20 protein-coding genes are annotated in these 21,442 nt (G+C 68.4%); 1 reads left to right on the top strand and 19 read right to left on the bottom strand.

The window, feature by feature from the left end; all coding sequences use genetic code 11:
* Nucleotides 1-10 precede the first annotated feature (10 nt).
* The 8 genes from cas2e to cas3 form a co-directional block, all read right to left on the bottom strand.
* Entirely contained in the window at nucleotides 11-289 is a 279-nt protein-coding gene (gene cas2e / locus B0B01_RS10585; protein ID WP_200805418.1) for a type I-E CRISPR-associated endoribonuclease Cas2e, read from the bottom strand.
* The gene (gene cas1e / locus B0B01_RS10580) at nucleotides 289-1,227 is read right to left on the bottom strand and encodes a type I-E CRISPR-associated endonuclease Cas1e (RefSeq protein ID WP_076649826.1); all 939 of its coding nucleotides are present in this window, start codon (nucleotides 1,225-1,227) and stop codon (nucleotides 289-291) included. The genes cas2e and cas1e overlap by 1 nt, the downstream gene beginning before the upstream one ends.
* A gap of 14 nt (nucleotides 1,228-1,241) precedes the next feature.
* The gene (gene cas6e / locus B0B01_RS10575) at nucleotides 1,242-1,979 is read right to left on the bottom strand and encodes a type I-E CRISPR-associated protein Cas6/Cse3/CasE (RefSeq protein WP_076649825.1); all 738 of its coding nucleotides are present in this window, start codon (nucleotides 1,977-1,979) and stop codon (nucleotides 1,242-1,244) included.
* Nucleotides 1,976-2,662 carry a type I-E CRISPR-associated protein Cas5/CasD gene (gene cas5e, locus B0B01_RS10570; RefSeq protein ID WP_076649824.1) on the bottom strand — a complete coding sequence of 229 codons (687 nt, stop codon included), beginning with the start codon at nucleotides 2,660-2,662 and terminating at the stop codon, nucleotides 1,976-1,978. Before cas5e ends, cas6e begins: the two co-directional genes overlap by 4 nt.
* Nucleotides 2,655-3,731, bottom strand: coding sequence for a type I-E CRISPR-associated protein Cas7/Cse4/CasC (cas7e, locus tag B0B01_RS10565; RefSeq protein ID WP_076649823.1), 1,077 nt, complete (start codon nucleotides 3,729-3,731; stop codon nucleotides 2,655-2,657). Before cas7e ends, cas5e begins: the two co-directional genes overlap by 8 nt.
* A complete protein-coding gene (gene casB / locus B0B01_RS10560) occupies nucleotides 3,728-4,237 on the bottom strand; it encodes a type I-E CRISPR-associated protein Cse2/CasB (RefSeq protein ID WP_076649822.1) in 510 nt (169 codons plus the stop codon). The genes cas7e and casB overlap by 4 nt, the downstream gene beginning before the upstream one ends.
* Nucleotides 4,234-5,715: a type I-E CRISPR-associated protein Cse1/CasA gene (gene casA, locus B0B01_RS10555; protein WP_076649821.1), complete on the bottom strand. Its 1,482-nt coding sequence runs from the start codon at nucleotides 5,713-5,715 to the stop codon at nucleotides 4,234-4,236. Before casA ends, casB begins: the two co-directional genes overlap by 4 nt.
* A gap of 237 nt (nucleotides 5,716-5,952) precedes the next feature.
* Nucleotides 5,953-8,436 carry a CRISPR-associated helicase Cas3' gene (gene cas3 / locus B0B01_RS10550; protein ID WP_159438973.1) on the bottom strand — a complete coding sequence of 828 codons (2,484 nt, stop codon included), beginning with the start codon at nucleotides 8,434-8,436 and terminating at the stop codon, nucleotides 5,953-5,955.
* A 296-nt stretch (nucleotides 8,437-8,732) separates the two neighbouring features.
* On the opposite strand from cas3, the gene B0B01_RS10545 reads away from it, so the two are divergent.
* Nucleotides 8,733-9,401, top strand: coding sequence for a GntR family transcriptional regulator (locus B0B01_RS10545; protein WP_076649820.1), 669 nt, complete (start codon nucleotides 8,733-8,735; stop codon nucleotides 9,399-9,401).
* Here the strand turns inward: B0B01_RS10545 and B0B01_RS10540 are convergent.
* From B0B01_RS10540 to cobN, 11 genes are all read right to left on the bottom strand, one after another.
* Nucleotides 9,398-10,153 (bottom strand): methyltransferase domain-containing protein, encoded by a 756-nt coding sequence (locus B0B01_RS10540; RefSeq protein ID WP_076649819.1) that lies wholly within the window; start codon nucleotides 10,151-10,153, stop codon nucleotides 9,398-9,400. The two genes, B0B01_RS10545 and B0B01_RS10540, sit on opposite strands and share 4 nt — an antisense overlap.
* Nucleotides 10,150-10,773 carry a pimeloyl-ACP methyl esterase BioG family protein gene (locus B0B01_RS10535; RefSeq protein WP_076649818.1) on the bottom strand — a complete coding sequence of 208 codons (624 nt, stop codon included), beginning with the start codon at nucleotides 10,771-10,773 and terminating at the stop codon, nucleotides 10,150-10,152. The genes B0B01_RS10540 and B0B01_RS10535 overlap by 4 nt, the downstream gene beginning before the upstream one ends.
* The gene (bioA, locus tag B0B01_RS10530; RefSeq protein WP_076649817.1) at nucleotides 10,770-12,053 is read right to left on the bottom strand and encodes an adenosylmethionine--8-amino-7-oxononanoate transaminase; all 1,284 of its coding nucleotides are present in this window, start codon (nucleotides 12,051-12,053) and stop codon (nucleotides 10,770-10,772) included. Before bioA ends, B0B01_RS10535 begins: the two co-directional genes overlap by 4 nt.
* Nucleotides 12,053-12,673: a dethiobiotin synthase gene (gene bioD, locus B0B01_RS10525; protein WP_076649816.1), complete on the bottom strand. Its 621-nt coding sequence runs from the start codon at nucleotides 12,671-12,673 to the stop codon at nucleotides 12,053-12,055. The genes bioA and bioD overlap by 1 nt, the downstream gene beginning before the upstream one ends.
* Nucleotides 12,670-13,794, bottom strand: coding sequence for an 8-amino-7-oxononanoate synthase (locus B0B01_RS10520; protein WP_076649815.1), 1,125 nt, complete (start codon nucleotides 13,792-13,794; stop codon nucleotides 12,670-12,672). The genes bioD and B0B01_RS10520 overlap by 4 nt, the downstream gene beginning before the upstream one ends.
* Nucleotides 13,791-14,741 (bottom strand): biotin synthase BioB, encoded by a 951-nt coding sequence (bioB, locus tag B0B01_RS10515; RefSeq protein ID WP_076649814.1) that lies wholly within the window; start codon nucleotides 14,739-14,741, stop codon nucleotides 13,791-13,793. The genes B0B01_RS10520 and bioB overlap by 4 nt, the downstream gene beginning before the upstream one ends.
* 322 nt (nucleotides 14,742-15,063) lie before the next feature.
* Nucleotides 15,064-15,372, bottom strand: coding sequence for a DUF6525 family protein (locus B0B01_RS10510; RefSeq protein WP_076649813.1), 309 nt, complete (start codon nucleotides 15,370-15,372; stop codon nucleotides 15,064-15,066).
* A gap of 100 nt (nucleotides 15,373-15,472) precedes the next feature.
* Nucleotides 15,473-16,696, bottom strand: coding sequence for a zinc metallochaperone GTPase ZigA (zigA, locus tag B0B01_RS10505; protein WP_076649812.1), 1,224 nt, complete (start codon nucleotides 16,694-16,696; stop codon nucleotides 15,473-15,475).
* 106 nt (nucleotides 16,697-16,802) lie between these two features.
* Complete coding sequence (locus tag B0B01_RS10500; protein ID WP_076649811.1) at nucleotides 16,803-17,132, bottom strand: DUF2149 domain-containing protein; 330 nt, start codon at nucleotides 17,130-17,132, stop codon at nucleotides 16,803-16,805.
* Complete coding sequence (locus B0B01_RS10495; RefSeq protein WP_076649810.1) at nucleotides 17,132-17,593, bottom strand: MotA/TolQ/ExbB proton channel family protein; 462 nt, start codon at nucleotides 17,591-17,593, stop codon at nucleotides 17,132-17,134. The genes B0B01_RS10500 and B0B01_RS10495 overlap by 1 nt, the downstream gene beginning before the upstream one ends.
* On the bottom strand, nucleotides 17,580-21,440 hold the full coding sequence (cobN, locus tag B0B01_RS10490) for a cobaltochelatase subunit CobN (RefSeq protein WP_076649809.1): 3,861 nt from the start codon (nucleotides 21,438-21,440) through the stop codon (nucleotides 17,580-17,582). The genes B0B01_RS10495 and cobN overlap by 14 nt, the downstream gene beginning before the upstream one ends.
* Nucleotides 21,441-21,442: the final 2 nt, after the last annotated feature.

Raw genomic sequence — 21,442 nt, 5'->3', positions numbered from 1 at the left:
CGACCTCCGGCTATTCGCGTGGATAGAACGAAACCAGCTTCAATCCGTCGAAATCGACCGGCATCCGGCGGTTGCGGCCAATGGTCAGAAACTCGAATCCCTGATCCGTGGGCGCCTTCCAGATCATCACCGCATCGCCGCCCTCGATATAGGCTTCGACCTGCTCCCAGATGCGGGCCCGGGTCCTGGCGGAATAGTTGCCGACATAGACGCCCGCCCTCACCTCCAGCAGCCAGGCGGCAAGGCGGCCACGCAGGCGGGGCGGGGCGTTGTTCAGGACGACGACCATTATCCGCGATGCCCCTCGTCTCCTGAACCGGCCCCGTCGTCGAAAGCCGGGCCGATCGCATCCGGCGGCGGCTCGGGACGGGGCAGATCGCCCGCCGCCAGCACCTCCTCGATGCCGGGGATGATCTTCGCCAGCAGGCCGGTGCGGCGAAAGGCATCGCGGCAGGCAAGCCGCACGGCCCGGTCCGGCGACATGTCCAGCTTGCCGCGCGCATGTTGCCCGGCGATGCGGAACGCCTCGGGAACGACGGTTTCCAGCTTCCAGAGATCAGCGATGTCGTAGACGAAGGACAGCGGCTTGCCGGTATGCAGAAAGCCGATGGCCGGGGCATAGCCCGCGGCCAGAACCGCCGCCTCGGTCAGACCGTGCAGGCAGGCGGTCGCGGCGGAAAGGCAGCGGTTCGGCACGTCGCCCGCCTCCCAATCCGCGACATCGTATTGCCGCCACTTCCAGGTGACACCATGCGTTTGCGCCAGAAGCTCATAGGCCTTGCGGACCCGCACCCCTTCGATGCCGCGGAGCTGGTCGATCGAGCGGCGCTCGGGCGCGGGTTCGCGAAAGCGCACCTGATACATCTTGCGCACCACACGCAGCCGCGCGGCGGGATCAAGCGCGATGGACGCCTGCCAGAGCAGCCGGTCGGATCGGGCACCACCGGGCTGGCCGGCAGAGTAAAGCCGCACGCCCGCCTCGCCCACCCAGGTGATCAGGGTTCCCACGCGCGCCGCCAAGGCCACGGCGGCATGGCTGATGCGGGCACCGGGTTCCAGCATGATCCCGGCAAGGCCGCCCACCGGGATATGCGTCCGCGTGCCGTCGGCATTGACCGCGACGAAGGCGCCGTCCTGCACATCCAGTTGCGCCCGCTCGACGAAAACCAGCGAGGCGCGATCCTTGAGCGGAATCGGCTTTGGCGGCGGCAGACCGGGAATCGCCATCTCAGCGCCCCATCTCAGGCCCGCCGGATCAGCATCAGCCCGCAGCCAAACGCCTTGGCGCGGCCGAAACCACGGGCAAGCCGGCCGACGAAGGTGCCGGGATCGGTGACGGTCAGCCGCCCGGTCATCTCGATCACGCCGAATTGCGGCTGGCCCTTGCGGGGGCCGATATGGGCCGGCAGCGGGACCACCGAATAATCGGCTGCGGCGAAATCCGCGATCTGAAATCCCGCGCTCTCGCCTTGCCGCGCCAGCCAGTCGCGGCCAGCGGTTTCGGCAGCCGCCATGCGCGCTTCGCGCCGGGCATCGCTTTGGCGCCCCGAAGGCAGGCCGTGGAGGGCATCCATCACCACATCGACCCGTTTTGCACGGGCATCGGGTACGGTCTTGCGCGTTCTGGTGGCATTGGCGCGCAGGACGAAACCCAACCGGTCGCCGGCGCGCAGATCGGGGGCAAAGGGCTTGACCTCGGGCGGCAGGAACAGCCCCGCGCCATCCGTCGCGGGAGAATGAGGTGAGAGGATCAGGAAGCGCCCACCTCCCTCGGCCCGCCACAGGAAATCGCGAGTGCGGTCGGGATCATCCGCGAACAGCGTCCAGATCAGCCGGTGATGGGCATCCATGATCCGGCCCCGGTCGGGATCGTGCAGCCGGTCGCGGGCAGCAGGGCCTTCCATCGGGTCGATCAGCGCCTTCAGTGCCGTCGTCGCCGGATTGCGCGCCAGCGTCACCCGCGACAGATACAGCGTCATGTCGCCTCCGCAGGCCGGTGGATGAACACAGGGCGCTGAGCAAAGTGCCACTTGGCGCGATCCACGGGCAGATCGTTGCGGCTGTCCTGCGCGTCCCCCGGCGACAGACGCTCGTCCGACGCCACCAGCCGCAGCGCGCCCCGATAGCCGAAGGGCGGACGGTCGGTCAGTGCCAGCGCCTGCAAGGGCCCCTCGGCCTCGAGGACACGCGGCGCCGGCGGCGCGGCCAGCGGGCAGGACTTGCGGCCCAGATAAAGGGTAAAGACCGGCCGGCGCAGCGCCTGCGCCAGGTCCTCCAGCCCCGGGCCGGGCCAGAGCGCCACGACATAGGCCACTCCCGCGCGATAGTCGCGCAGGGTAATGGTCGTGTTCGTCTTGCGCCCGGCGCGAGCGATGGCGGCGGGGCGGCTGTCGGGATTGCGGGCGGCGGCGGTCGGCACGGTCTCGACGGTGTGGTAATCGCGCAGCGGCACGCCATCGTCGATCACCCCCACCGCCATGCGCAAGCCGTCCAGCCGCGCGAACCCGGCATCATCGCCGCGCCGGACGCCCATTGCCGCCGCGACCAGCCCGATCACAGCAGAACGACCGGGCCATGTCAGCGAGCCGCGCCGCTCATGCCCGGCCAGTTCCCCCATGCTGCCCAGTGCAGCGCAGAGGGTGAAGACCAGATGCTCAGCCATTCGCCGCCACCGCCGAAGCCGCGAAGGCCGCAATGTCGTTCAGCCTGCCTTCTTCCGCCGCGACATTCATCACCGCCTCGCGCACGGGCGCGCTGTCATAGGCGGCGTCGATCCGGCCGCGCATCGCCTCCAGCGCCGTGATCGAGGCCGCCAGCAGATCCTCGTCCTGCACCGGCTTGAGGAAAGCGCCGGTCAGGTCGCGAGGCGCATGGCTGCCGATCTCGGCCAGCACATAGCCCGCAAAGGGGTGATGCGCATGACTGTTCTGCTTGCCTCTGGGCGTGGCGGTCGCCAGCGCGCGGGCCAGCGCGTCCAGCCCCTTCGCGGCCAGTTCGCGGTCGCCGCCAAGGTTTTCGACCAGCAGATCGGTGTTCACGCAGGCATAGAGGTAATAGACGCCCGAGCCGAAGGCATGTTCGCCCAGATGCGCCCCGCCCGCATCCTCATCGCGGGTCTTGAGGTCATCGACGGCTGTGAAGAAATCGTCCTCGGATTGCGCGCGGTGGGTGGTGATGGCATGGCCGACCTGAACGGCGGCCTCGCGGTTGAAATCCGGGTTGTCGGCCAGCATTCGGCCGAACATGGCGATGTCCACCGCCCCGCCCGCACTGCGCAGCACGGTTTTCGCCAGATCCTTGTCCGCCGGCAGTCCCTCTCCCGCAGCGGCGCGGCGCGCGAGGTCCAGCGCATGGGTCCGTTCCTCGGGCGAGATGAAGGCCAGCGTCGTGCCCTGGACCAGATCGGGGTTTTTCTTGTCCACCGGCTCGATCTTTCCGAAGACCTTGGCCACCGATTCGGCGATTTCGCGCGCTTTCGCCGCGTCCACACCGTCATCCGCCAGCGCCTTGCGGATCACATCGCCAAGCCGTTTCGTGCGTTCGCCCAAAGACCCGACCAGCGCCTGCTGGAACCCGTCGGACATGCGCAGCGCCCGCTTGATCGACTGGCTGGACAGCCGCAGCCGGGGGGCGCCGCCGTAATGCGCCTCTTTCGGGCGGCCCTGGTCGTCGCGGTTGGGGTTCGACGGAGGATAGGCCGTCAGCAGGTGAAGTTGCAGAAAGGTGGTCATTCGGTCTCCTCCTCGGCGGCGGCCGGGCGCGGGGGCGCGGCACCGTAATAATCGAAACACCAGCGGATCCGGGACTTTTCGCCCCAGAAAAGAATGTCCTCGGCCAGCGCCGCCACGTTGCAGGCGCGCCCGGCCAAAGGCAGCGCGCGACGCAGGCCCGTCGCCAGCTCCCTTCGGTCGTCCGAGCGGATCAGCCGCTGAAAGCGCAGGGGCGACAGCGCCTCGGGATCGCCCGCGCCGAAAACCTGCGCGATACGGCGCCCGTCATGGCGCTCGACATGCGCCAGAACCTGCGCCAGCGCGGCCAGTGTCAAAGCGTCGGTCTTGCGGCCAAGTCGGTCATGCAGTTCGATCACCCGGCCCTCGGCCAGAATATCGGTGACATGATCCGCCCGCCGCAGCCTTGCCCGCAAGGCCCGCGCGGGGCCGGTGTCGTCATCAGGGCGGAGGGTCTGCTTCCACCAGCCAAGGGCGATCTGGCCGGGGTTTTTTGTCGCATCGCTCATGCGGCCTCCTTCCTGCGCCGGCGGGGCTGAAGACCCAGCTTCTGATAGGCATCCCTGCCCAGCCTGTTCCACCCGGCGAAGGTGGCGCGCAGCCCCTCGCGCGACCGGATGATCTCCTCCATCGCCTCGGGCCGTTGCTGGTCCAGCCCCGGCAAAGCCTGCCGGTCAAAGATCGTCAGCGCCCCCCGCTCCATCGCCCGCAGCCAGCGCGCTGCAGTATCGTCAGGCGGAGCGCCAGCCAGCAATCTGCCGAGTCCGGCCTCGAACTCCGCCTGCGTCGCGGTAAAGAACTCCTCGCGCAACGCTTCCAGCGCGCTGCCTTCGCCTGCGACAACCTTCAGCGCGCCGCGCAGGGCAAGGCCGAAGGTTTCCGCCGACTGGATCATGGCAATCAGGGTCAGCCCCGCCCCGGTGTCGATCGGCAGCAGCGGCTGGCGCGACCAGATGAAATCCCTGGGCTTCATGTTGTCCATCGCCCAGCCGGCCACGATCACGCTTGCCCCGGCCCTGTCCCGCAGCAGCACACGCTGCTCATAGCTGTCCAAGGCTTGCGCGCGGCGCCGCAGATCGGCCTCGTCCCCCGGCATGTCCATCACCACGCCCAGCCAGTTGCGATAGCCGAAAGCACCGGCGCGGGGGTGCAGCGGCAGAAGTTCGGCCCCTGCCTTCTGCCGGTAATAGGGGGTCAAGGGATGCTGCCATCCGGCATAATTGACGCCGTAGGGCTTCTGGGTCACGCCGCGGATCGTTTCCTCGCCGACCAGCCGCAAGCGGCGCGGCATGCCGAAGAATGCCTCGGCCGGGTGCGCGGTGTCGGGGTAGACCTCGGCCCCCTTCGCCTCGGATGTGCGGGTCGGGCGCATCCATGGCAGCACCTCCGGGCCGGCCGGTCGGCCATCGGGGACATTGGCCCAGACCAGATCCCACAGATTGCCGCGACCCGGATCGACCAGCGTCACCATCGGCCCGCCGCCGCGCATCGAAGTGCGATTGCCCGCCCCGCCCGAAGGCGCATGGGCCTGAAGCGTGTAAAGCGCCATCGCGGCCAGGGCCGGATCCAGCACCGGATAGCGGCCCCTCCGCACCATCAGATCGGCATTGTTGCGCGCGGTATTTCCACCCGCCGAATCGATGAACAGCATGTCGGGCGGGTTCGGCTCCCCTTCCAGCGGATCGAAATCCTGAAGAAAGCGCGGACCGTCACCCATCAGATTGAAGGCCGGCGCAAGACGGGCGAGCCGCTTACGCAGACGCTGAGCATCCGGCTTGCGGATCCGCCAGTCCTGCGCATTGGCCGGCGGATCGGCAAGAAAGACGAGGCCGATCAGCAGTTCGAGGCAGGCGATGTTCAGATCGGCGCGCGGCCAGTCAGGAAACATGACGCCCGGCTCGGCGATCTGGTCGGAGCGGATGATGCGGGGGCCGTCATCGGAACGGAGAACCGGAATCCAAGGATCGGTGATGAGGTTGAGAGGCATCAGGACAACCCCGCGATTCACGTTATGGTTGATCCAACCAGAGCCGCCTCTCTGCTGTCAATCCTATTGGTCCCTTCCCGTGCTCTACCCGGCCGTGGTTGAAATATAGATCCGCCATAGCCCATGGGGCTGATGGAGGTCGGCGCGGATAACCCGGTAGGTAGGGGAAAGGAGCGTACAGACGGGGAGCGGGCCCGCTCGGCTCACTGTTGCGGATTATCTCCGCGCATCCGGAGATCACACCCAACGCAAGCCCGAACTCTTCGAATAACGCAACCCCTCGCAAATCTCGCCGGCATCGTCCGCCGGGCAAACCGTCACTGCCGCGCGGCGCCAGTCGGGCCAGTCGCGCGTGGTGGCCGCAATCTGGGGCGCTTCCTGATCCGGCAGGGGCAGGCGATCCAGCCGCGCCTTGTCTGCCGACACTTCGGAAAGTTGCCAACGATCGGCCAGCGTTCCATCGCCCTGCGCCCAAGGCACCAGCACGCCATCCACCCGGCGCGCCAGTGCCAGCGTCCGTGTCTCGCGGCCCAGCCGGGTCGGATAGCGGGTGTCGTCCGCCCCCGCCGCGCCCTGCCGGTAACCCGCGCCGAAATCGACCACGTTCTGATCGCCCAGCGAGCGGCGGGCATAGCCCTCGCCGATCCGCTCCTGCTCGGCAGCATCCAAGACCGGCGGGACCGGAACCGCCCCGTCGCCGTGCACCGCCTCGATCAGATCGCGCAACTCATGCGGCGCGTTGATCTCGCCCCGCCGGAACAGCAGGTCGGCGGTGCGCCATTGCTCGGCCAGCGGATAGACCCAGGCACCGCCGTCCAGCACCTGATGCAGCCAGCGGGCATCCGGCACCTCGGCCGGATCGGGCGAGACGACATGCAGCATGGGCCGGGGAACGGGCCGCTGGTCCTGCGGGCGTTCGTCCATATGCCGCCACAGACGCCCGGCGCGCTGGATCAGCGCGGCCATCGGCGCAAGGTCGGACACCATCACGTCGAAGTCCAAATCCAGCGAGGATTCCACCACCTGTGTCGCCACAAGCACCCGGCCCGCGCGGCCATTGCCATTGCGCCCAAAGCGCGCCAGTTCCGCCGCCTCGATCCGCTTGCGGTCGCAGAGCGCGAAGCGGGCATGCAGCAGCGAGGCGTCGATCCCGCGCGCCCGCAACAGATCGACGGCGGCGATTGCGTCATCGACGGCATTGCGCACCCAGACGCAGGCCGCGCCGGCCTGCGCCGAACGTGCCAGCAGATCCGCGGCCGCTTCGCCATCGGGCAACCTCTCGACCGTCACCACCCCCTTCGGGCTGGGCGTCGCGGCAACGGGCTGCGGCTTGTCTGCTCCCGGGATCGTCAGTGCGGGATAGGCCGGGTCGCGATCCATGGCCCAATTCATGCCCGCTCCTTCGGCAAAGGCTCGCATCAGCCGCGCCCGCGCGTCCAGCGGCAGGGTCGCCGTCAGCAGGACCGCCGATCCGCCCTGCGCGGCATGGGCCTGCAACAACCGCTCCAGCAGGATCGCCATATAGCCGTCGCCCGAAATTTCATGCGCCTCGTCCACGATCAGGATCTTGGAGGACAGCCCCCACAGCCGCAGCGCCGAGAACCGCGCCCGCATCACCGCCAGCAGCGCCTGATCGACCGTTCCGATCCCCACATCGGCCAGCAGCGCCCGCCGCCGGTCATCCGCCAGCCATTCAGTGCAGGTCACGTCATCGCTGCGGCTGCGCCTGTGCTGCAAGTCGAGAAACGGCACCGACAGCCCGGCGCGGCCATGCGCCAGGGTCAGCGTCGGCCGATCCAGCATCCGCCCGACCACCGCCGCGGCACGGATGAACATCGCATCTGCCGTCGCCATGGTGGGCAGCGCGAAGAACAGCCCCCTGCCCTTCCCGGCCAGCAACATGCGCTGCGCGAGGATCAGTGCGGCCTCGGTCTTGCCCGCGCCGGTCTCGTCCTCGATGAAAGCCAGCATCGGCCCCCCGGGCAAGGGCGCGGATGCCGCGGCCTGCTGCATGGGACGAAAGGTGAAATCGAACAGTTCGCCGGCTCTGGCCGCCGTTCCCGCGACGCCTGCCTCGGGCACATGGCGCGCGGCGGCACCCCGCGCCAGCGCAAGATATTCAGCCAGGGACAGGTCAGGCGATCTGGCCGGAAACCAGTCGGCATTCGAGCCGATCCAGTCCGCCGCCGTGGTCAGCCCGGCCAGCCACCAGGACAGTCGCGTCGCCTCGATTTCATCCAGCCCCGCCAGCGATGCCTCCGGCCAAAGGCTGGCCAATGCCTCGATGGTCGCGGGAATGTCCGCCTCCGCTTCCGCACCCGCGCCGCTGCGCATTCGGGGAAAGAAGCGTTCATCCTGTTTCGAAGGCCGCCCGTGATGACCCGCAATGGCCGGGATCAGGGCACGCATCGCCCAGGGATCGGCCTGCAAGCGGTCCATAAGCCAGGGATCATCCAGAAGCCACGCCTCGGTCAGTTCCCAGTGCCGGATCATCTGTCGGGTTCCGCAGCGGATCATCTCCCGGAATTGCGCGCCGATCTTGCCCAGATCATGCAGCGCGATCAGCAGCGTGAATGCCGCCTTGTGCGCTTCGGGACGCGTGCTGCCCCGCAACAGCCGTTCGGCAACCGCAGCCACGTCGAGCATATGATAGATGGCAGGATGTTCGGGCCCGCCATCCCGGCCGCTTTTGCCAGGCCAATCCAGCAGATGAGAAACCATGAAAACCCGCGCCCAAAGGAGGTGCCGTTCGTCGAGTTAAGGCCGTCTTCCGCCAAAAGGAAAGAGGGCGCCAAGCCGCCCGGCCGGGCTTGAGGGCCTGGACCAGCGCGGGGCCACCCGGCCGAGGTCGTGTTGATCGCCGTTCTCGTCAGAGCGGGGTAACTCGCCCTTCACGCTGGCCGCGCGCTTGGCGGCATGCCGGAACACGGGGAAACACCGGCGGGCCGGCCCGCGCGCCGGCCGCAGCCGTCCCGCGTCGTATTGCGGCGGCTCCCGATACTGCATATGCAAAACACATGAGAACCGGATTCGAAGAAACCCTGGCGGCGCGCATCAGCCGTATCCTTGCGGACCGGATCGTCGCCGGCGAGATCGGCCCGGGCGAGTGGCTGCGCCAAGATTATATCGCCGAGGAATTCGGCGCCAGCCACGTTCCGGTCCGCGAGGCATTCCGCCGGCTGGAAGCGCAGGGCCTCGTCACGAGCGAGCCGCGCAAGGGCGTCCGGGTCACGGCCTTCGACCTTCCCCAGGTCAAGGAGGTTGCCGAGATGCGCGCCGCGCTCGAGGATCTTGCGCTGCGCCATGCCGCGCCCCACCTGACGCCGGCCATCCTGCAGGCGGCCGAAGAGGCGATCCGGGCCGGAGACATTTCGGACGACGTGCGTAGCTGGGAAGAGGCCAATCGCCATTTCCACCAGCTTATCCTGACGCCTTGCGCCATGCCGCGCCTGCTTGCGGCCATTGACGACCTCCATGCGGCGAGCGCCAGGTTTCTCTTTGCCGCCTGGCAGTCGAACTGGGAACAGCAGACCGACCATGACCATCGCGTCATCCTCGCCGCATTGCGCAAGGGAGAAATCGACCGGGCCTGCGCGACGCTGGCCCGGCATGTGCGCCGGATCGGCCGCCGCGGGCTTCCGTCTCCCCGGGGGCAGCAGCGCGAAGCCTTCATCATCGTCGGCTAGACCTCTGGTTTCAAAACGTTTTCAGCTATCAACCAGCTTGCGACATAGGTCAGCGGCACGCCCTGCGCGGTGCCATGGCGGGTTTCGTAGCGTTGCGTGAATCCGCGCAGCGCGGCGGCCGAGCGAAACTGCCCCGCGCGTGCGTTGACCCCGGTCGCCCGCAGATGTTGCAGCACGGCGAGCGCGGTGGGGAAGTGCAGGGTCGCGCGCCATTCTCCGCCGTTGCGGACCCGCCAGCCGGTCGGCAGCAAAGCCGCCATCCCGCCCGCGCTCAGGCAGGAGGGCGCGGCGGCCCGGCTGCCGAGGCTGCGCAGTTCCGGGAAATGCTCAGGCGTGAAGCCGGAGAGGGCAAGATACCCGCCCGGAATCACGGTGCGACACAGGCGCTCCACGGTCTTGCGCGGATCTTCCACCCACTGGATCATCGAGGCCGAGGCAGCGAGGTCGATCCGGCCCGGCAGCGGCACCTGCGCAATGTCCCCGGGCAGATATTCGGCGGCAACGCCCGGCAAGGGGCGCGCGACCAGATCGTTGAGCCAGAGGCGCTCGGGGTCCAGCTCCAGCAGATGCCGGGTCAGATGCCCCGAGCCGAACCCCGCCTCCAGTATGCGGCCGGGGCGATGGCCGGGAGCGATGGCGCGATACCCGGCAAACAGCCGCGTCGCGATCCGTCTCTGGACCAGCGCGGCCCGATCATAGCTGGCCAGTCCGCGCGCAAAGGCCCGGGCCACCCGGTCGGTCGTCGCGGTCACGCCAGAACCTCGCCCCAGTCGCGCCACAGACCAAACGGGTTATGTCCGCAATCCAGCACCTCGAACCGCCCGGCCCGGCCGCGCCAGGCACGATCTAGGTTGCGGCGGGAAAAGATGCGATCGGCGGCACCCAGCACCACGCGGTCGAAATCCGGCACCAACGCGACGTCCTCCCAGCCCATAACGGTTTCCAGTTCTTCGCGCAGGGCCCCGATGTCGGCATCTTCCGGCAGGTCACAGCCCGCCCGCCGCGCAAATTTCTGCAAGGACAGCGCGGACAGGCCCGCTTTCGTCGCCTGCAGCAGGGCGCGCGGGATGCCCAGGCCGTCGTCGCATGGCATCCATGATCCGCAGAGCGCGACCCTGCGGCGGAACAGGCCCCTATGCGGCAGGCGGCAGGCGGCAGCGACGCCGAATGACCATGCGACCAGGTCCACGGTCTCGTAGCCTTCCGGCCATCGCGGCAGGGAGAGATCGCGATAATCCGACAGGACCAGCACGTCGCAGGCCCCGGGCCCGGCCCCGGTCAGGTGCCGGAACGGCCCTGCCCCGACCGCCCAGCCGGTCAGCACGACGATCAGCGACGATCCCCCGCCGCGCTGCAGCCACTCGGCCTTCATGGCCACCCCGCGATTTCGACCATGACCTCGCAGATGCGTGCGACATCCCCGGCCGTCACGACAAAGGGCGGCATGCAGTAAAGCAGCCGGCCGAACGGGCGCAGCCAGACACCCCTGTCCCGGCAGACGGCATGCACGCGGATCATGTCGAGCGGCCTGTGCAACTCGATCACCCCGATGGCGCCCAGAACGCGCACGTCCCGCACCCCGGCGAATTCGCGGGCCGGCGCGAGGCCGCGGCGCAGCCACCCCTCGACCGCCGGAACCTGCCGCAGCCATGCGCCCTCGGCCAGCAGATCGAGGCTGGCACAGCTTGCCGCGCAGGCCAGCGGATTGCCCATGAAGGTGGGCCCGTGCATCAGCGCCGGCATCGGCCCGTCTGCGATGGCCTCGGCCACCTGCCGCGATGCGATGGTTGCCGCAAAGCTCATCATGCCGCCGGTCATCGCCTTGCCAAGGCAGAGGATGTCGGGGGTGACACCGGCATGTTCCATGGCAAACAGGGCACCGGTCCGGCCGAAACCGGTGGCGATCTCGTCAAGGATCAGCAGCACGCCGTAGCGGTCGCAGAGCGCCCGCACTCCGGCCAGCCATTGCGGATGCGAGAACCACATGCCCCCGGCGCCCTGAACCACCGGCTCGACGATGAAGGCGGCGATTCCGGCGCCGCGCTCCGCAAACAGGTCCTCGACCGGACCAAGGCCGTTGCGGGCCGGATCGTCGATCCAGTCCGCATCGAAGGCGATGGGCGGGCGCGGCACGAAATGCTGGATCTGCACCGCCGCGCCAAAATGGCTGTGCATGCCGGTCTGCGGGTCGCACAGGCTCATCGCCTTCCAGGTGTCACCGTGATAGCCGCCGCGCGCGGTGGCGATCGCCGTTCTGTCCGCGTGTCCGCGGCCAAGCTGCGCCTGTATGGCCATCTTCAGCGCGACTTCGACCGCGACCGAGCCGCTGTCGCTGTAGAATATGCGGTCCAGCCCGTCGGGCAGCAGGCCGGTCAGCCGCTCCGCCAGAGCGATCGCCGGAGCATGCGTGAGGCCGCCGAACATGACATGGGGCAGGCATTCCAGTTGCGCCGCGACAGCGGCCACAAGCCGGGGATGGCGATGCCCGTGCGCCGCGCACCACCACGAGGACATGGCGTCGATCATCCGCGTGCCGTCCGCAAGTTCAAGCCAGACGCCCTCGGCACTTCGGACCATGTGGACCGGCCCCGGATCGCGCATCGAACTGTAGGGGTGCCACAGATGCGCGCGCTCGAACGCGAGGTCCGCCATCACAGCACCCCGCGGATGCCGGCCACGTCGATGCCGGCGAACGCCCGGCTCAGCGTTTCGCGGGTAATCCGCGGCAGGACCGGCAGGCGGCCGAGATCGCGCGCCTTGCCGATGCTGCAGATCACGCGGCGGCTGTCTTTCATCTCGTCGCCGATAAAGACCACGCCCGCCACCCGGCAGCCGGCCGCCTCCAGCGCCGCGAGCGACAGGAGCGAATGATTGATGGTCCCGAGCGCGGTGCGGCAACAGAGCACCACCGGCGCCGCCCAGCGGGACATGACATCAAGGTAAAGAATCCGGCGCGTCAACGGCACCATCAGCCCGCCCGCCGCCTCGACCACGAGCGGCCGGTCCGATCGCGGCAGCGCCAGCCGTTCGGGCCGGATCGCGACCCCCTCCTGCTCGGCCGAGAGGTGCGGAGAGGCCGCAAGCCGCAGCCGGTAGGCCTCGGGCAGCACCGGGCAACCGGACAGCCGCCGCACCACGGCGCTGTCCGTTTCCCCGTCAAGGCCGGACTGCACGGGTTTCCAGTAGGCACCGCCCAGCGCATGCACCAGCCCCGCGCTGAACAGGGTCTTGCCGATGCCGGTATCGGTGCCGGTAACGATGACGGCGCTCATGCCGCGACACGGTTCAGCGTGGCAAGCGTGTCGAACAGCGCGGTGATATCCCCCGCCCCGACATTGCCGGTTATCGAGATGCGCAGCCGCGCCGTGCCGCGCGCAACGCTCGGCGGCAGGATCGCACGAACGTCAAAACCCTGGTCCTGCAGGGCACGCGCCGTGTCCCTTGCACGGCACTCGTCGCCGATGATCAGCGGGATGATCTGGCTGTTTGCGTCGATACCGCAGGCCCGTGCCGCCCGATGCGCATGTGCCATGCGCGCCCGGGCATCGTCGGTGAGCGCCGGCCCGTCCCGCAGCATGCGGATCGCCCCGCGCAGGATCGCCGCGGAAAACGGCGGCGGCGCCGTCGTATAGATGAAGGAACGCGCCCGGTTCACCAATGTCTCGATCAGCACGCGGTCGGCGCAGACCAGCGCACCCGCGGCGCCGAGCGCCTTGCCGCCCGTGTGGACCGTGACAAGCGGGCATGTCAGCCCCGCAGCCAGCCCCCGGCCCTGCGCCCCGAAAACCCCGGTCGCGTGTGCCTCGTCCACCACGAGCACGGCATCCTCGCGCGCGGCAAGCCCGGCAAGATCGGCCAGGGGCGCCAGGTCGCCATCCATCGAATAGACGCTTTCGACCGCGATCCAGACCCGGCCCGTTGCGCCGCCCGCGCGCCAGTCCGCAATCACGCGCGCCGCATCGGCCGCGTCATTGTGGGCAAAGCTCGCGCATGTCGCCCGCCCAAGCCGCATGCCCTCATGCACGCTGGCGTGAATCAGGCAATCATGCAGCACCAGATCACCCTGCATCGGCAGCGTGGAAAACAGGGCCTGGTTGGCCTGGAACCCGCTGCCCAGGTAAAGCGCGGCCTCGGCGCCGAAGAACGCGGCCGCCTCGTCTTCCAGCGCCCGATGTTCGGCATGGTTGCCGCGCAGCAGCCGCGACCCGCCACTTCCCAGCGGCACACCCCGCGCGAGCGCATCCTGCGCCGCCTCTGCAAGCAGCCCCGCCCCCGTCAGGCCAAGATAGTCGTTCGATGCGAAATCCAGCCCCGATGCCCCGGACAGGCAGCGCAGCCGGTTGCGCTGTGCAAGGGCCGCCAGAAGGTCGTCGTGACGCGGAAATTCCGTCATGCCGGGACGTTTTCCCCGGCACTCACCGGGGCCTCGGCACGCAGGCCGAGCCTGGCGAACAGGGCGGCATCCTTGTCCTCGTCCGGGTTGCCGGCGGTCAGCAGCCAATCGCCGACGAAGATCGAATTCGCCCCGGCGAAGAAGCACATGGCCTGCAACTCGTCGCTCATCCCGGACCGGCCGGCCGAGAGGCGAACATGGGATCGCGGCATCAGGATTCGGGCGGTGGCGATCGTGCGCACCATCTCGACCGGATCCAGCCGCGGCGCGTCGGCCATGGGCGTGCCGTCCATCGGCATCAGCATGTTGATCGGCACCGATTGCGGCGGCTCCTCCAGACCGGCCAGCGCCTCGAGCATGGAGATGCGATCTTCCGCGGATTCGCCCATGCCGACGATCCCGCCGGAGCAGACCTTGAGTCCCGCCGCCTGCACCCGTTCCAGCGTGTCGATCCGGTCCTGAAAACTGCGGGTCGTGATGATTTCGGGATAGTATCGTTCGGACGTGTCGATGTTGTGGTTGTAGTAATCCAGCCCGGCGTCTTTCAACTGCAGGGCCTTGTCCGTGTCCAGCATGCCCAGTGTCATGCAGGTCTCCATGCCCAGCGCCTTGACGCCGCGCACCATCGCCAGGATGGCCGGCATGTCGCGGTCCTTGGGCGAGCGCCACGCCGCCCCCATGCAATAGCGCGTCGCCCCGGCATCCCGGGCCCGCCGGGCCTCGGCCAGCACCTTCTGCACCTCCATCAGCTTCGAAGCCGGAAGCGCCGCGCCGTTACGCGCGGATTGCGAACAATACGCACAATCCTCGGGGCAGCCACCGGTCTTGACCGACAGCAGTCTGGAACATTGAATCACATTCGGATCGAAATGCGCCCGATGGACCGTTTGCGCATGATAAAGAAGATCCATCAGGGGAAGATTATAGATTTCAGTTGCGTCCTGCATATTCACACCCTCAAAAACGGGCAAACCCGCGGCTGCCGTGGTATGTTATCTATATTTAATCAGGCATATCTTTCGCAATTGCATATATTATCTATTATATTGCCGCCTTTCACCGGGCAGCGCAGTGACCCGGCCCGTTAGCCGGATGGCACCTTTGGCGCGTTCGATCTGCAGAAATCCCGCCGTTCCACACGGCCGGCCGGCAGCGCAGCCGGCGCCAGCCTGCAGCGGATTATTTCGCGCGCCGGAACACCCGGGAACGGCCCTGACGACGCCCCCGATCCTTGAGCGGATAATCCGGTTCGGTGGGGATCATATCAGATCATGCCGGCCGGGTATCGGCGGCGATCAATTCGGTCGGGTAGGCATGGCCCCAGATCTTCGGCGCATCCCGCGCCAGCATGCGCGCCTCGGCCAGATCCATCCGGCGCCGGATAGCCGCCATATCGCCCTGGCATTCCCGCTTCAGCCGCCTCCAGAGCTTCAGCGCCGAATGCGGGCTCCAGGGCAATGCCGCGCCGGCCAGCCAGCCGCGCAATTCGGGCGGCAGGCGGTCGTACCGCTCCATCGGGCGCGGCCGGTTACGCCGCTTGAGCGAAGTGGCCAGGTTGCGGCCCCGGACAGTGCTCATGCGTCACGATCTTTCCGGTGAGGGCTTACGAACAACGGCGGCGCGGATTTTCATGGAGCGGTGCACCGGTCGGTTCAGGACAGGTTCGGAGCCCGGCCGCTTACGCAACCCTGCGCTGGCCCCATTTCGGGAACGGATCGGGCAGCTTTGCCCAGGCGTCGGGGGTGAACTCCGCGGCCTCGACCAGCGCGGCATCCAGAGCCGCGGTGAGCGCCACCCTGTCCATACCCGCCCCGATGAAGACCAGTTCCTGCCGGCGGTCGCCCCAGGGGTCTTTCCAGTGCCTTGCCACCTCGGCCAAGCTGTCGGGATGCGTCGGCCAGCGCTCGCGCGGCACGCTCGCCCACCAGCCGCCCAGAGGCGTGACGCTGGACATGGCGCCCGCCAGCGAAAACTCCACCGCCCAGTTGGGACGCGAGGCGATCCAGAAATGCCCCTTGGCGCGGATCACGCCGGGTAAGTCGCCGTTCAGCGCGTCGTGGATCTTCTGCGGATGGAAGGGGCGACGCGCACGATAGACGAAGGAAGAAATGCCGTATTCCTCGGTCTCTGGCACATGATCCTCGAAACCGTAGAGCTCCTTGGCCCACATCGGATGCATATGGGCGCGATCGAAGTCGAACAGGCCGGTGTCAAAGATCGCATCCGCATCGACCCGGCTGAAATCGGTTTCGATCAAGCGGGCGTCGGGGTTCAGGGCGCGCACGATCTTGCGGGCCTGATCCAGCCGCGCCGGGCCGGCCTCGCTGGCCTTGTTCAGCACGATCACATCGGCGAATTCCATCTGGTCGGTCAGCAGATCGACCAGCGTGCGCTCGTCCTGATCGCCCAGGGACTCGCCCCGGTCGGCGATGAAATCGTGGCTGGAGAAATCCTTGGTCAGGTTCACCGCATCGACCACCGTCACCATGGTGTCGAGCCGGGACACGTCCGACAGGCTGTCCCCGTTCGCGTCGCGGAAATCGAAGGTCGCGGCCACCGGCAACGGCTCGGCGATGCCGGTGGATTCGATCAGCAGGTAGTCGAAGCGCCCCTCCGCGGCCAGCCGCCGCACCTCGGTCAGCAGGTCGTCGCGCAGCGTGCAGCAGATGCAGCCATTGGTCATCTCGACCAGCTTTTCCTCCGAGCGCGACAGTTCGGCGCCGTCGCGGACCAGATCGGCGTCGATGTTCACCTCGGACATGTCGTTGACGATGACCGCGACCCGGCGGCCCTCGCGGTTGTTCAGGATGTGGTTCAGGAGCGTGGTCTTGCCCGCCCCGAGGAACCCCGAAAGGACGGTGACGGGCAGGCGGGTGTCGCGGCTTTGCTGGCTTTCCGGCATGATATCTTCCCGATTCGAAATGTTATTACATAACTATTATTAAGTGAAATCGGCAGGGCCCGCAATGTCGTTCTCCGACTCGATCGCCGGGGCCGTGCCGCCAGCCTTACAGGTCAGGGGGCTGATCCGGCTGGTCCTCGGGCACATAGATCATGCGGCCGTCATCGAGGCGATAGGTGATGCCCGCGCGGATGCCCTGCCCCTCGCCGATGCCTTCGCTGGCCTCGTAGCGGCGCAACTCCTGCCCCTCCTTGACGGTGATGCGCATCTCCTCGGTGCCGGGGTTCTCGACCACGGTGACGTTCTGCGCCGCGAAAGGATTCAGCGGGTTCTGCAGGATCACGATCATCAGGATGCCGATCACCACCAGAAACAGGTCGATCAGGTTGACCACCGACAGGATCGGATCGTCGTCCTCGGGTTCCAGAAAGCGCATCACGCCGCCCTTTCGTGATCGCGCAGTTCCGCCAGCAGCCAGCGGCGGCGCACGGTCAGCACCAGAAACGAGATCGAGGCCGCGACCAGCGCAAGGATCACCGAGGAAAAAGCGACGACCAGATTGTCCGCGACCCCGATGCCGTCGCCGCGCCCGAGCGCCAGCAGCGCCGGACCCATCGGGATCATCGTCGCCACCAGCCCCAGCATGGGCGCGGCGCGCGAGGTGATGCGCAGCCATTCGGTGCGCCGCAGGATCTCCAGTTCCAGGTCGTCGCTGGCGGGCGATGCCGCGCGGCGGGCCAGCGTGGGCCGCCATGTGCCGCGCCTGCGCTGCGCGGCCTCGGCCAGGAACATGCCGAAGCTGACCAGCGCATAGGCCAGCGCGGCAAGGATCAGCGCCAGAACCGGGACGAGGAACAGGCGGGACAATTCGTAAAGGGTGGTCTCAAGCGAGGTCATGCATTTTCTCTGTTGTTGGCTCTCTGCGGTTGGTTCCGATCTGGATCGCAGCCCCAAGGCCGATCAGCGCGATCATCAGGGCAAGGCCCCATGGCAGGCGGCTGTCGGGGGGCGGCGCGGGTTGCACCTGTTCGAGGACGCGGCCCTGAACCTGCTCGGGTTGCGCCTGAGGGGTCGGGGCCGGATCGGGCGGCGCAGGGTCTGCCGCTGCCGGTTCGGCGCCCGCCGCCTCGGCCTCGGCAGGCGCGGGCGCGGCGTCCAGCCCATAGCCCGCCGCCATCGCGGCCAGGAATTCGCGCGTCGCCCCGGCCTCGCCCGCCCGCACCTCGGGCATGGCGGCCAGTTCCTGCCAGCGTTCGGCCATCAGGCGACGGGTATTCTCGGGCGCGTCCCAGTAATCCTTGCGGATCGCCTCGGCCATGCGGGCGATAAGCTGCGCCTGCGCCGAGGGGTTATGGGTCTCGAACCAGTCCTCGATCCCCATGTCCCGGCTGTCGGCGACATAAGTGTCGAACATCGCCTGCCACTGATCGGCGCGCACGCTTTCCGGCGCCGTCACCTGCCAGCCGAACAGGTTGTTCACCCCCTCCAGCACCGCCAGCGTGCCGGCATAGCCTTCGTCCTGCATCGCCTCGATCCATTGCGGGCTGAGGTATCGCAGCCGCAATTCATCCGACAGGAACGAGGCCAGCGTCGCCGTGCGCGGCGCGCCCCGGCGCAGGTCCGAGATGAACAGTTCCGGGCTTGCCCCGTCCAGATGGCGGATCGCCAGCGCCAGCCCGCCCAGAAGCTCGAACGGGTGATCGGTGCCCAGCACGCCGTGCAGGTTCGACGAGCGCGACATGATCGCCGCATCGCTGCCGCGCAACTGCTCGGCGAACAGGTTGACGCCCTCGGGCGCCTCGCCCCAGCCCGCCGCGCCATAGGCGTAGCGCGTGCCGTTCAGGAAGGTCTGCGCGGGCACGGCTTCGTCGTCCCAGCTTGTGGAGTCCAGCGTGACATGGCTGACGCCCGAGCCGTAGCTCTGGGGTTCGTTGCTGAAGATGCGATAGCGCGAAAGCCGCGCGGCCTGATCGGGCGCGATGCCCTGAGCGGCCAGCCCCTCGGCGATGCGGCGGCTGTTCGCGGCCACGGCATTGCCCGGCTCGTCCAGTTCCGCCAGCCGGTCGATGGCCTCGGCCAGCAGGCGCATGAAGCTGTCGAACTGGTCGCGGTAGACGCTGGTGGCCGAGATCACGACGTCGATCCTCGGGCGGCCCAGTTCCTCGGCGGGGATGATCTCCAGCGCCGTCACCCGCCCGCCACGGTCCCGGACCGGGCGCAGGCCGAGCGCGTGCAGCACCTGCGCCTCGGTCACGCCCAGATGGCTGATCGCCTCGCTGGCCCAGAGGCTGAAGGCCAGCTTCTCGGGCATCCTGCCGTGGGTCTCGCGATAGCTGTCGATCACCTGCGCCAGCGCCTCGCCGCCCGCCGCATAGGCGCTCTCGGCCGGGATGCGGTCGGCCTCGAAGGCATAGAGGTTGCGGCCCGCGCGCACGTCGGGATTGCGGATCGGATCGCCGCCCGCGCCCGGCGGGACCAGACGGCCCGAAAGGCCCGCGAGCAGCGATTCCATCTCGCCCGGCGCGGCAAGTGCGGCGTCGAGTTCGGCCGCACGCTCGGCGGTGTCCGAGCCGTCGGGCTGGCCCTCGCGCAGCCAGCGGCGCAATGTGGCGACCGGCGCGCTGTCCATGATGCGGTCGGGGTCCTCGATGGCAGGTTCATCATCATCCGCGAAACCGTCCAGAAAATCGGGGCCAAGCTGCTGCATCACCGTGACCAGCCGGTGATCGGGATCGGGGGCCTTGCCGAAGGTGTGCAGGCCCAGAGGCACCGCGCTTTGGGCAAGGAAATGCAGGTGGTCATGCAGTTCCGCCAGATAACGGTCGAAATCCGCCTCGATCCGCGCCTCGTCCCAGCCCATATCGGCGTCGAGGCCGCTTTCCGCCACCGCCTGACGGATACGGCGGGCAGCCTCGTCACGCACCGGCCCTTCGGCCAATTGCGCGTGGTCGTGGATCAGGTGGTGGATGTCGCGCAGATCCTCTTGCAGACCGGCGGGGGCGAAGGGCGGGGTCTGGTGGCTGACGATCACCGCCCGGCCCCGGCGCCTGGCCTGTATCGCCTCGGCCACATTGTCTTGCAGATAGGGATAGAAGACCGGCACGTCGCCGACCGCCAGCATGGGATAATCGGCGGCCCACAGCCCGCGGTCCTTGCCCTTCAGCCATTCCTGCGTGCCATGCGTGCCCAGATGGATGATCGCATCCGTCCCGAAGCCCTCGCGCAGCCACAGATAGGCGGCCAGATACAGATGATCCGGCGCGGCGGCGGTGTCATGGTAATGCCCATGACCGTGAGCGTCGCGCGGCATCTGCGGCAGGATCGCCAGATTGCCCAGTTGCAGGCGCGGGATGACAAAGGACGGAACGCCGTCCACCTCGCGCACAGCAGGGTGCCGCGCCGGATCGCCCGAGGCGCGCAACTCGCGCTGACGCTCGGGCGGCAGGGTCTCCAGCCAGTCGCGGTAGTCGCCGACCGGCAGGGTCGCGGCCAGCCCCTCGGCCAGCAATTCCTCGGGCGGGGTCGAGCGCCAGATGGCGGAAAGCAGCGCCTGCGCGCCCCGGATCGCCTGATCCTCGGTGATGGTGTCAACGCCGTAGCCCGCCCCGGCCAGCCCCTCGGTGATCGCGGCGATGCTGCGCGGCGCGTTGAGGTTCGAGGCGGAAAGGTTCCGCTCCCCCGCCGGATAGTTCCAGAACAGCAGGGCGAGGCGTTTTTCGGCATCGGGCTTGCGCTGCAACGCAGCGATGCCGCGCAGCTTGGCCGTCAGCGCGTCGAGCTGTTCGGGGATCACGACCTCCTCGCCATTCTCGACGGCCATCAGCACCAGCGGATCGGACGCGCCCCAGACCTCGGCCCCGGCAAGGAAGATCGCCGCCGCGCCCTGACCGACGCCGCTTTGCGCCTGCCGGAAATCGGCGATGGAACCGTCGCGATAACCAAGCGTCTGGATGACGGGGATGTCCATCTCCAGCACCGCCTCGGCCAGATCGGGGCCGCCCCGCATATGGGTGCGGACCACCAGCGCGGCCAGACCGGCCTCGCGCGCCAGCGCCGCCACCGCGTCCTGCGGCGCCCAGAAGGCAACCGGGATCAGCCCCTCGGCCTCGATGGCGCGGATCAGGGTATCCTCAACCCCGCTTTGCAGACCCGTGACCGCGCCGGGGCTGATCGCGACGCCGACCACGCTGCCCTGACCGCCGGTCCAGTCGAGATAATCGGAAACATTGTCGAAGATCTGCGGCGCGTCGGGGTGATAGATGCCGGTCTCGGGCAGCGGCACGGGGTCGGGGAAACCCTCGCGCGGGGCGTCCCGCGACCATGCGGCGAGATAACGGAAGAACTGGCGATAGTTTTCCGCACCCCCCGCCGCATACCAGCCCGCGAGCCGCGCGGCGTCCTGCGGCGCAAGCTCCTGCCAGTCGGGCGGCCCGCCGCCCACGGTCAGGCGCGGCACGCCGCCCCGCCCTTCCAGCGCGGCCTCAACCTGCGCGCGGTCATTGCCCCGCGGCACGTCCAGCAAGATCAGGTCAGCGCCCGTCAGCAGATCGCCCGCATCCGGCCCGACGGTCACCGATTCCAGCACCACGCCCTCGGCCTCGGCCAGGGGCGCCAGTGCGCGGAACTTGCCCGGCAGCACGAAATCCGAGGCCAGCACCCGCAGCACCGGGGCGCGGTCTTGCTGCGCCGAAACCGGTACGGCCAGCAGCGCCAGTAAGGCCAGCGCATGAACAATCGCCCGCATCC

The sequence above is a fragment of the Pontibaca methylaminivorans genome, assembly GCF_900156525.1.
Classification (GTDB): Bacteria; Pseudomonadota; Alphaproteobacteria; order Rhodobacterales; family Rhodobacteraceae; genus Pontibaca; species Pontibaca methylaminivorans.
This window is presented reverse-complemented; position numbering and strand designations above follow the sequence as displayed.

Coding starts and splice junctions, on each gene's coding strand:
- bioA (WP_076649817.1), bottom strand. CDS start 12,053: ATGGCGGACCTCGCGTTCGAGCGCGCGCATCTGTGGCACCCCTACAGT.
- B0B01_RS10520 (WP_076649815.1), bottom strand. CDS start 13,794: ATGACGGAATTTCCGCGTCACGACGACCTTCTGGCGGCCCTTGCACAG.
- B0B01_RS10510 (WP_076649813.1), bottom strand. CDS start 15,372: ATGAGCACTGTCCGGGGCCGCAACCTGGCCACTTCGCTCAAGCGGCGT.
- cas5e (WP_076649824.1), bottom strand. CDS start 2,662: ATGGCTGAGCATCTGGTCTTCACCCTCTGCGCTGCACTGGGCAGCATG.
- casB (WP_076649822.1), bottom strand. CDS start 4,237: ATGAGCGATGCGACAAAAAACCCCGGCCAGATCGCCCTTGGCTGGTGG.
- cobN (WP_076649809.1), bottom strand. CDS start 21,440: ATGCGGGCGATTGTTCATGCGCTGGCCTTACTGGCGCTGCTGGCCGTA.
- bioB (WP_076649814.1), bottom strand. CDS start 14,741: ATGCAGGACGCAACTGAAATCTATAATCTTCCCCTGATGGATCTTCTT.
- zigA (WP_076649812.1), bottom strand. CDS start 16,696: ATGCCGGAAAGCCAGCAAAGCCGCGACACCCGCCTGCCCGTCACCGTC.
- cas1e (WP_076649826.1), bottom strand. CDS start 1,227: ATGGCGATTCCCGGTCTGCCGCCGCCAAAGCCGATTCCGCTCAAGGAT.
- bioD (WP_076649816.1), bottom strand. CDS start 12,673: ATGAGCGCCGTCATCGTTACCGGCACCGATACCGGCATCGGCAAGACC.
- cas2e (WP_200805418.1), bottom strand. CDS start 289: ATGGTCGTCGTCCTGAACAACGCCCCGCCCCGCCTGCGTGGCCGCCTT.
- B0B01_RS10495 (WP_076649810.1), bottom strand. CDS start 17,593: ATGACCTCGCTTGAGACCACCCTTTACGAATTGTCCCGCCTGTTCCTC.
- B0B01_RS10545 (WP_076649820.1), top strand. CDS start 8,733: ATGAGAACCGGATTCGAAGAAACCCTGGCGGCGCGCATCAGCCGTATC.
- casA (WP_076649821.1), bottom strand. CDS start 5,715: ATGCCTCTCAACCTCATCACCGATCCTTGGATTCCGGTTCTCCGTTCC.
- cas3 (WP_159438973.1), bottom strand. CDS start 8,436: ATGGTTTCTCATCTGCTGGATTGGCCTGGCAAAAGCGGCCGGGATGGC.
- cas7e (WP_076649823.1), bottom strand. CDS start 3,731: ATGACCACCTTTCTGCAACTTCACCTGCTGACGGCCTATCCTCCGTCG.
- B0B01_RS10535 (WP_076649818.1), bottom strand. CDS start 10,773: ATGAAGGCCGAGTGGCTGCAGCGCGGCGGGGGATCGTCGCTGATCGTC.
- B0B01_RS10500 (WP_076649811.1), bottom strand. CDS start 17,132: ATGCGCTTTCTGGAACCCGAGGACGACGATCCGATCCTGTCGGTGGTC.
- cas6e (WP_076649825.1), bottom strand. CDS start 1,979: ATGACGCTGTATCTGTCGCGGGTGACGCTGGCGCGCAATCCGGCGACG.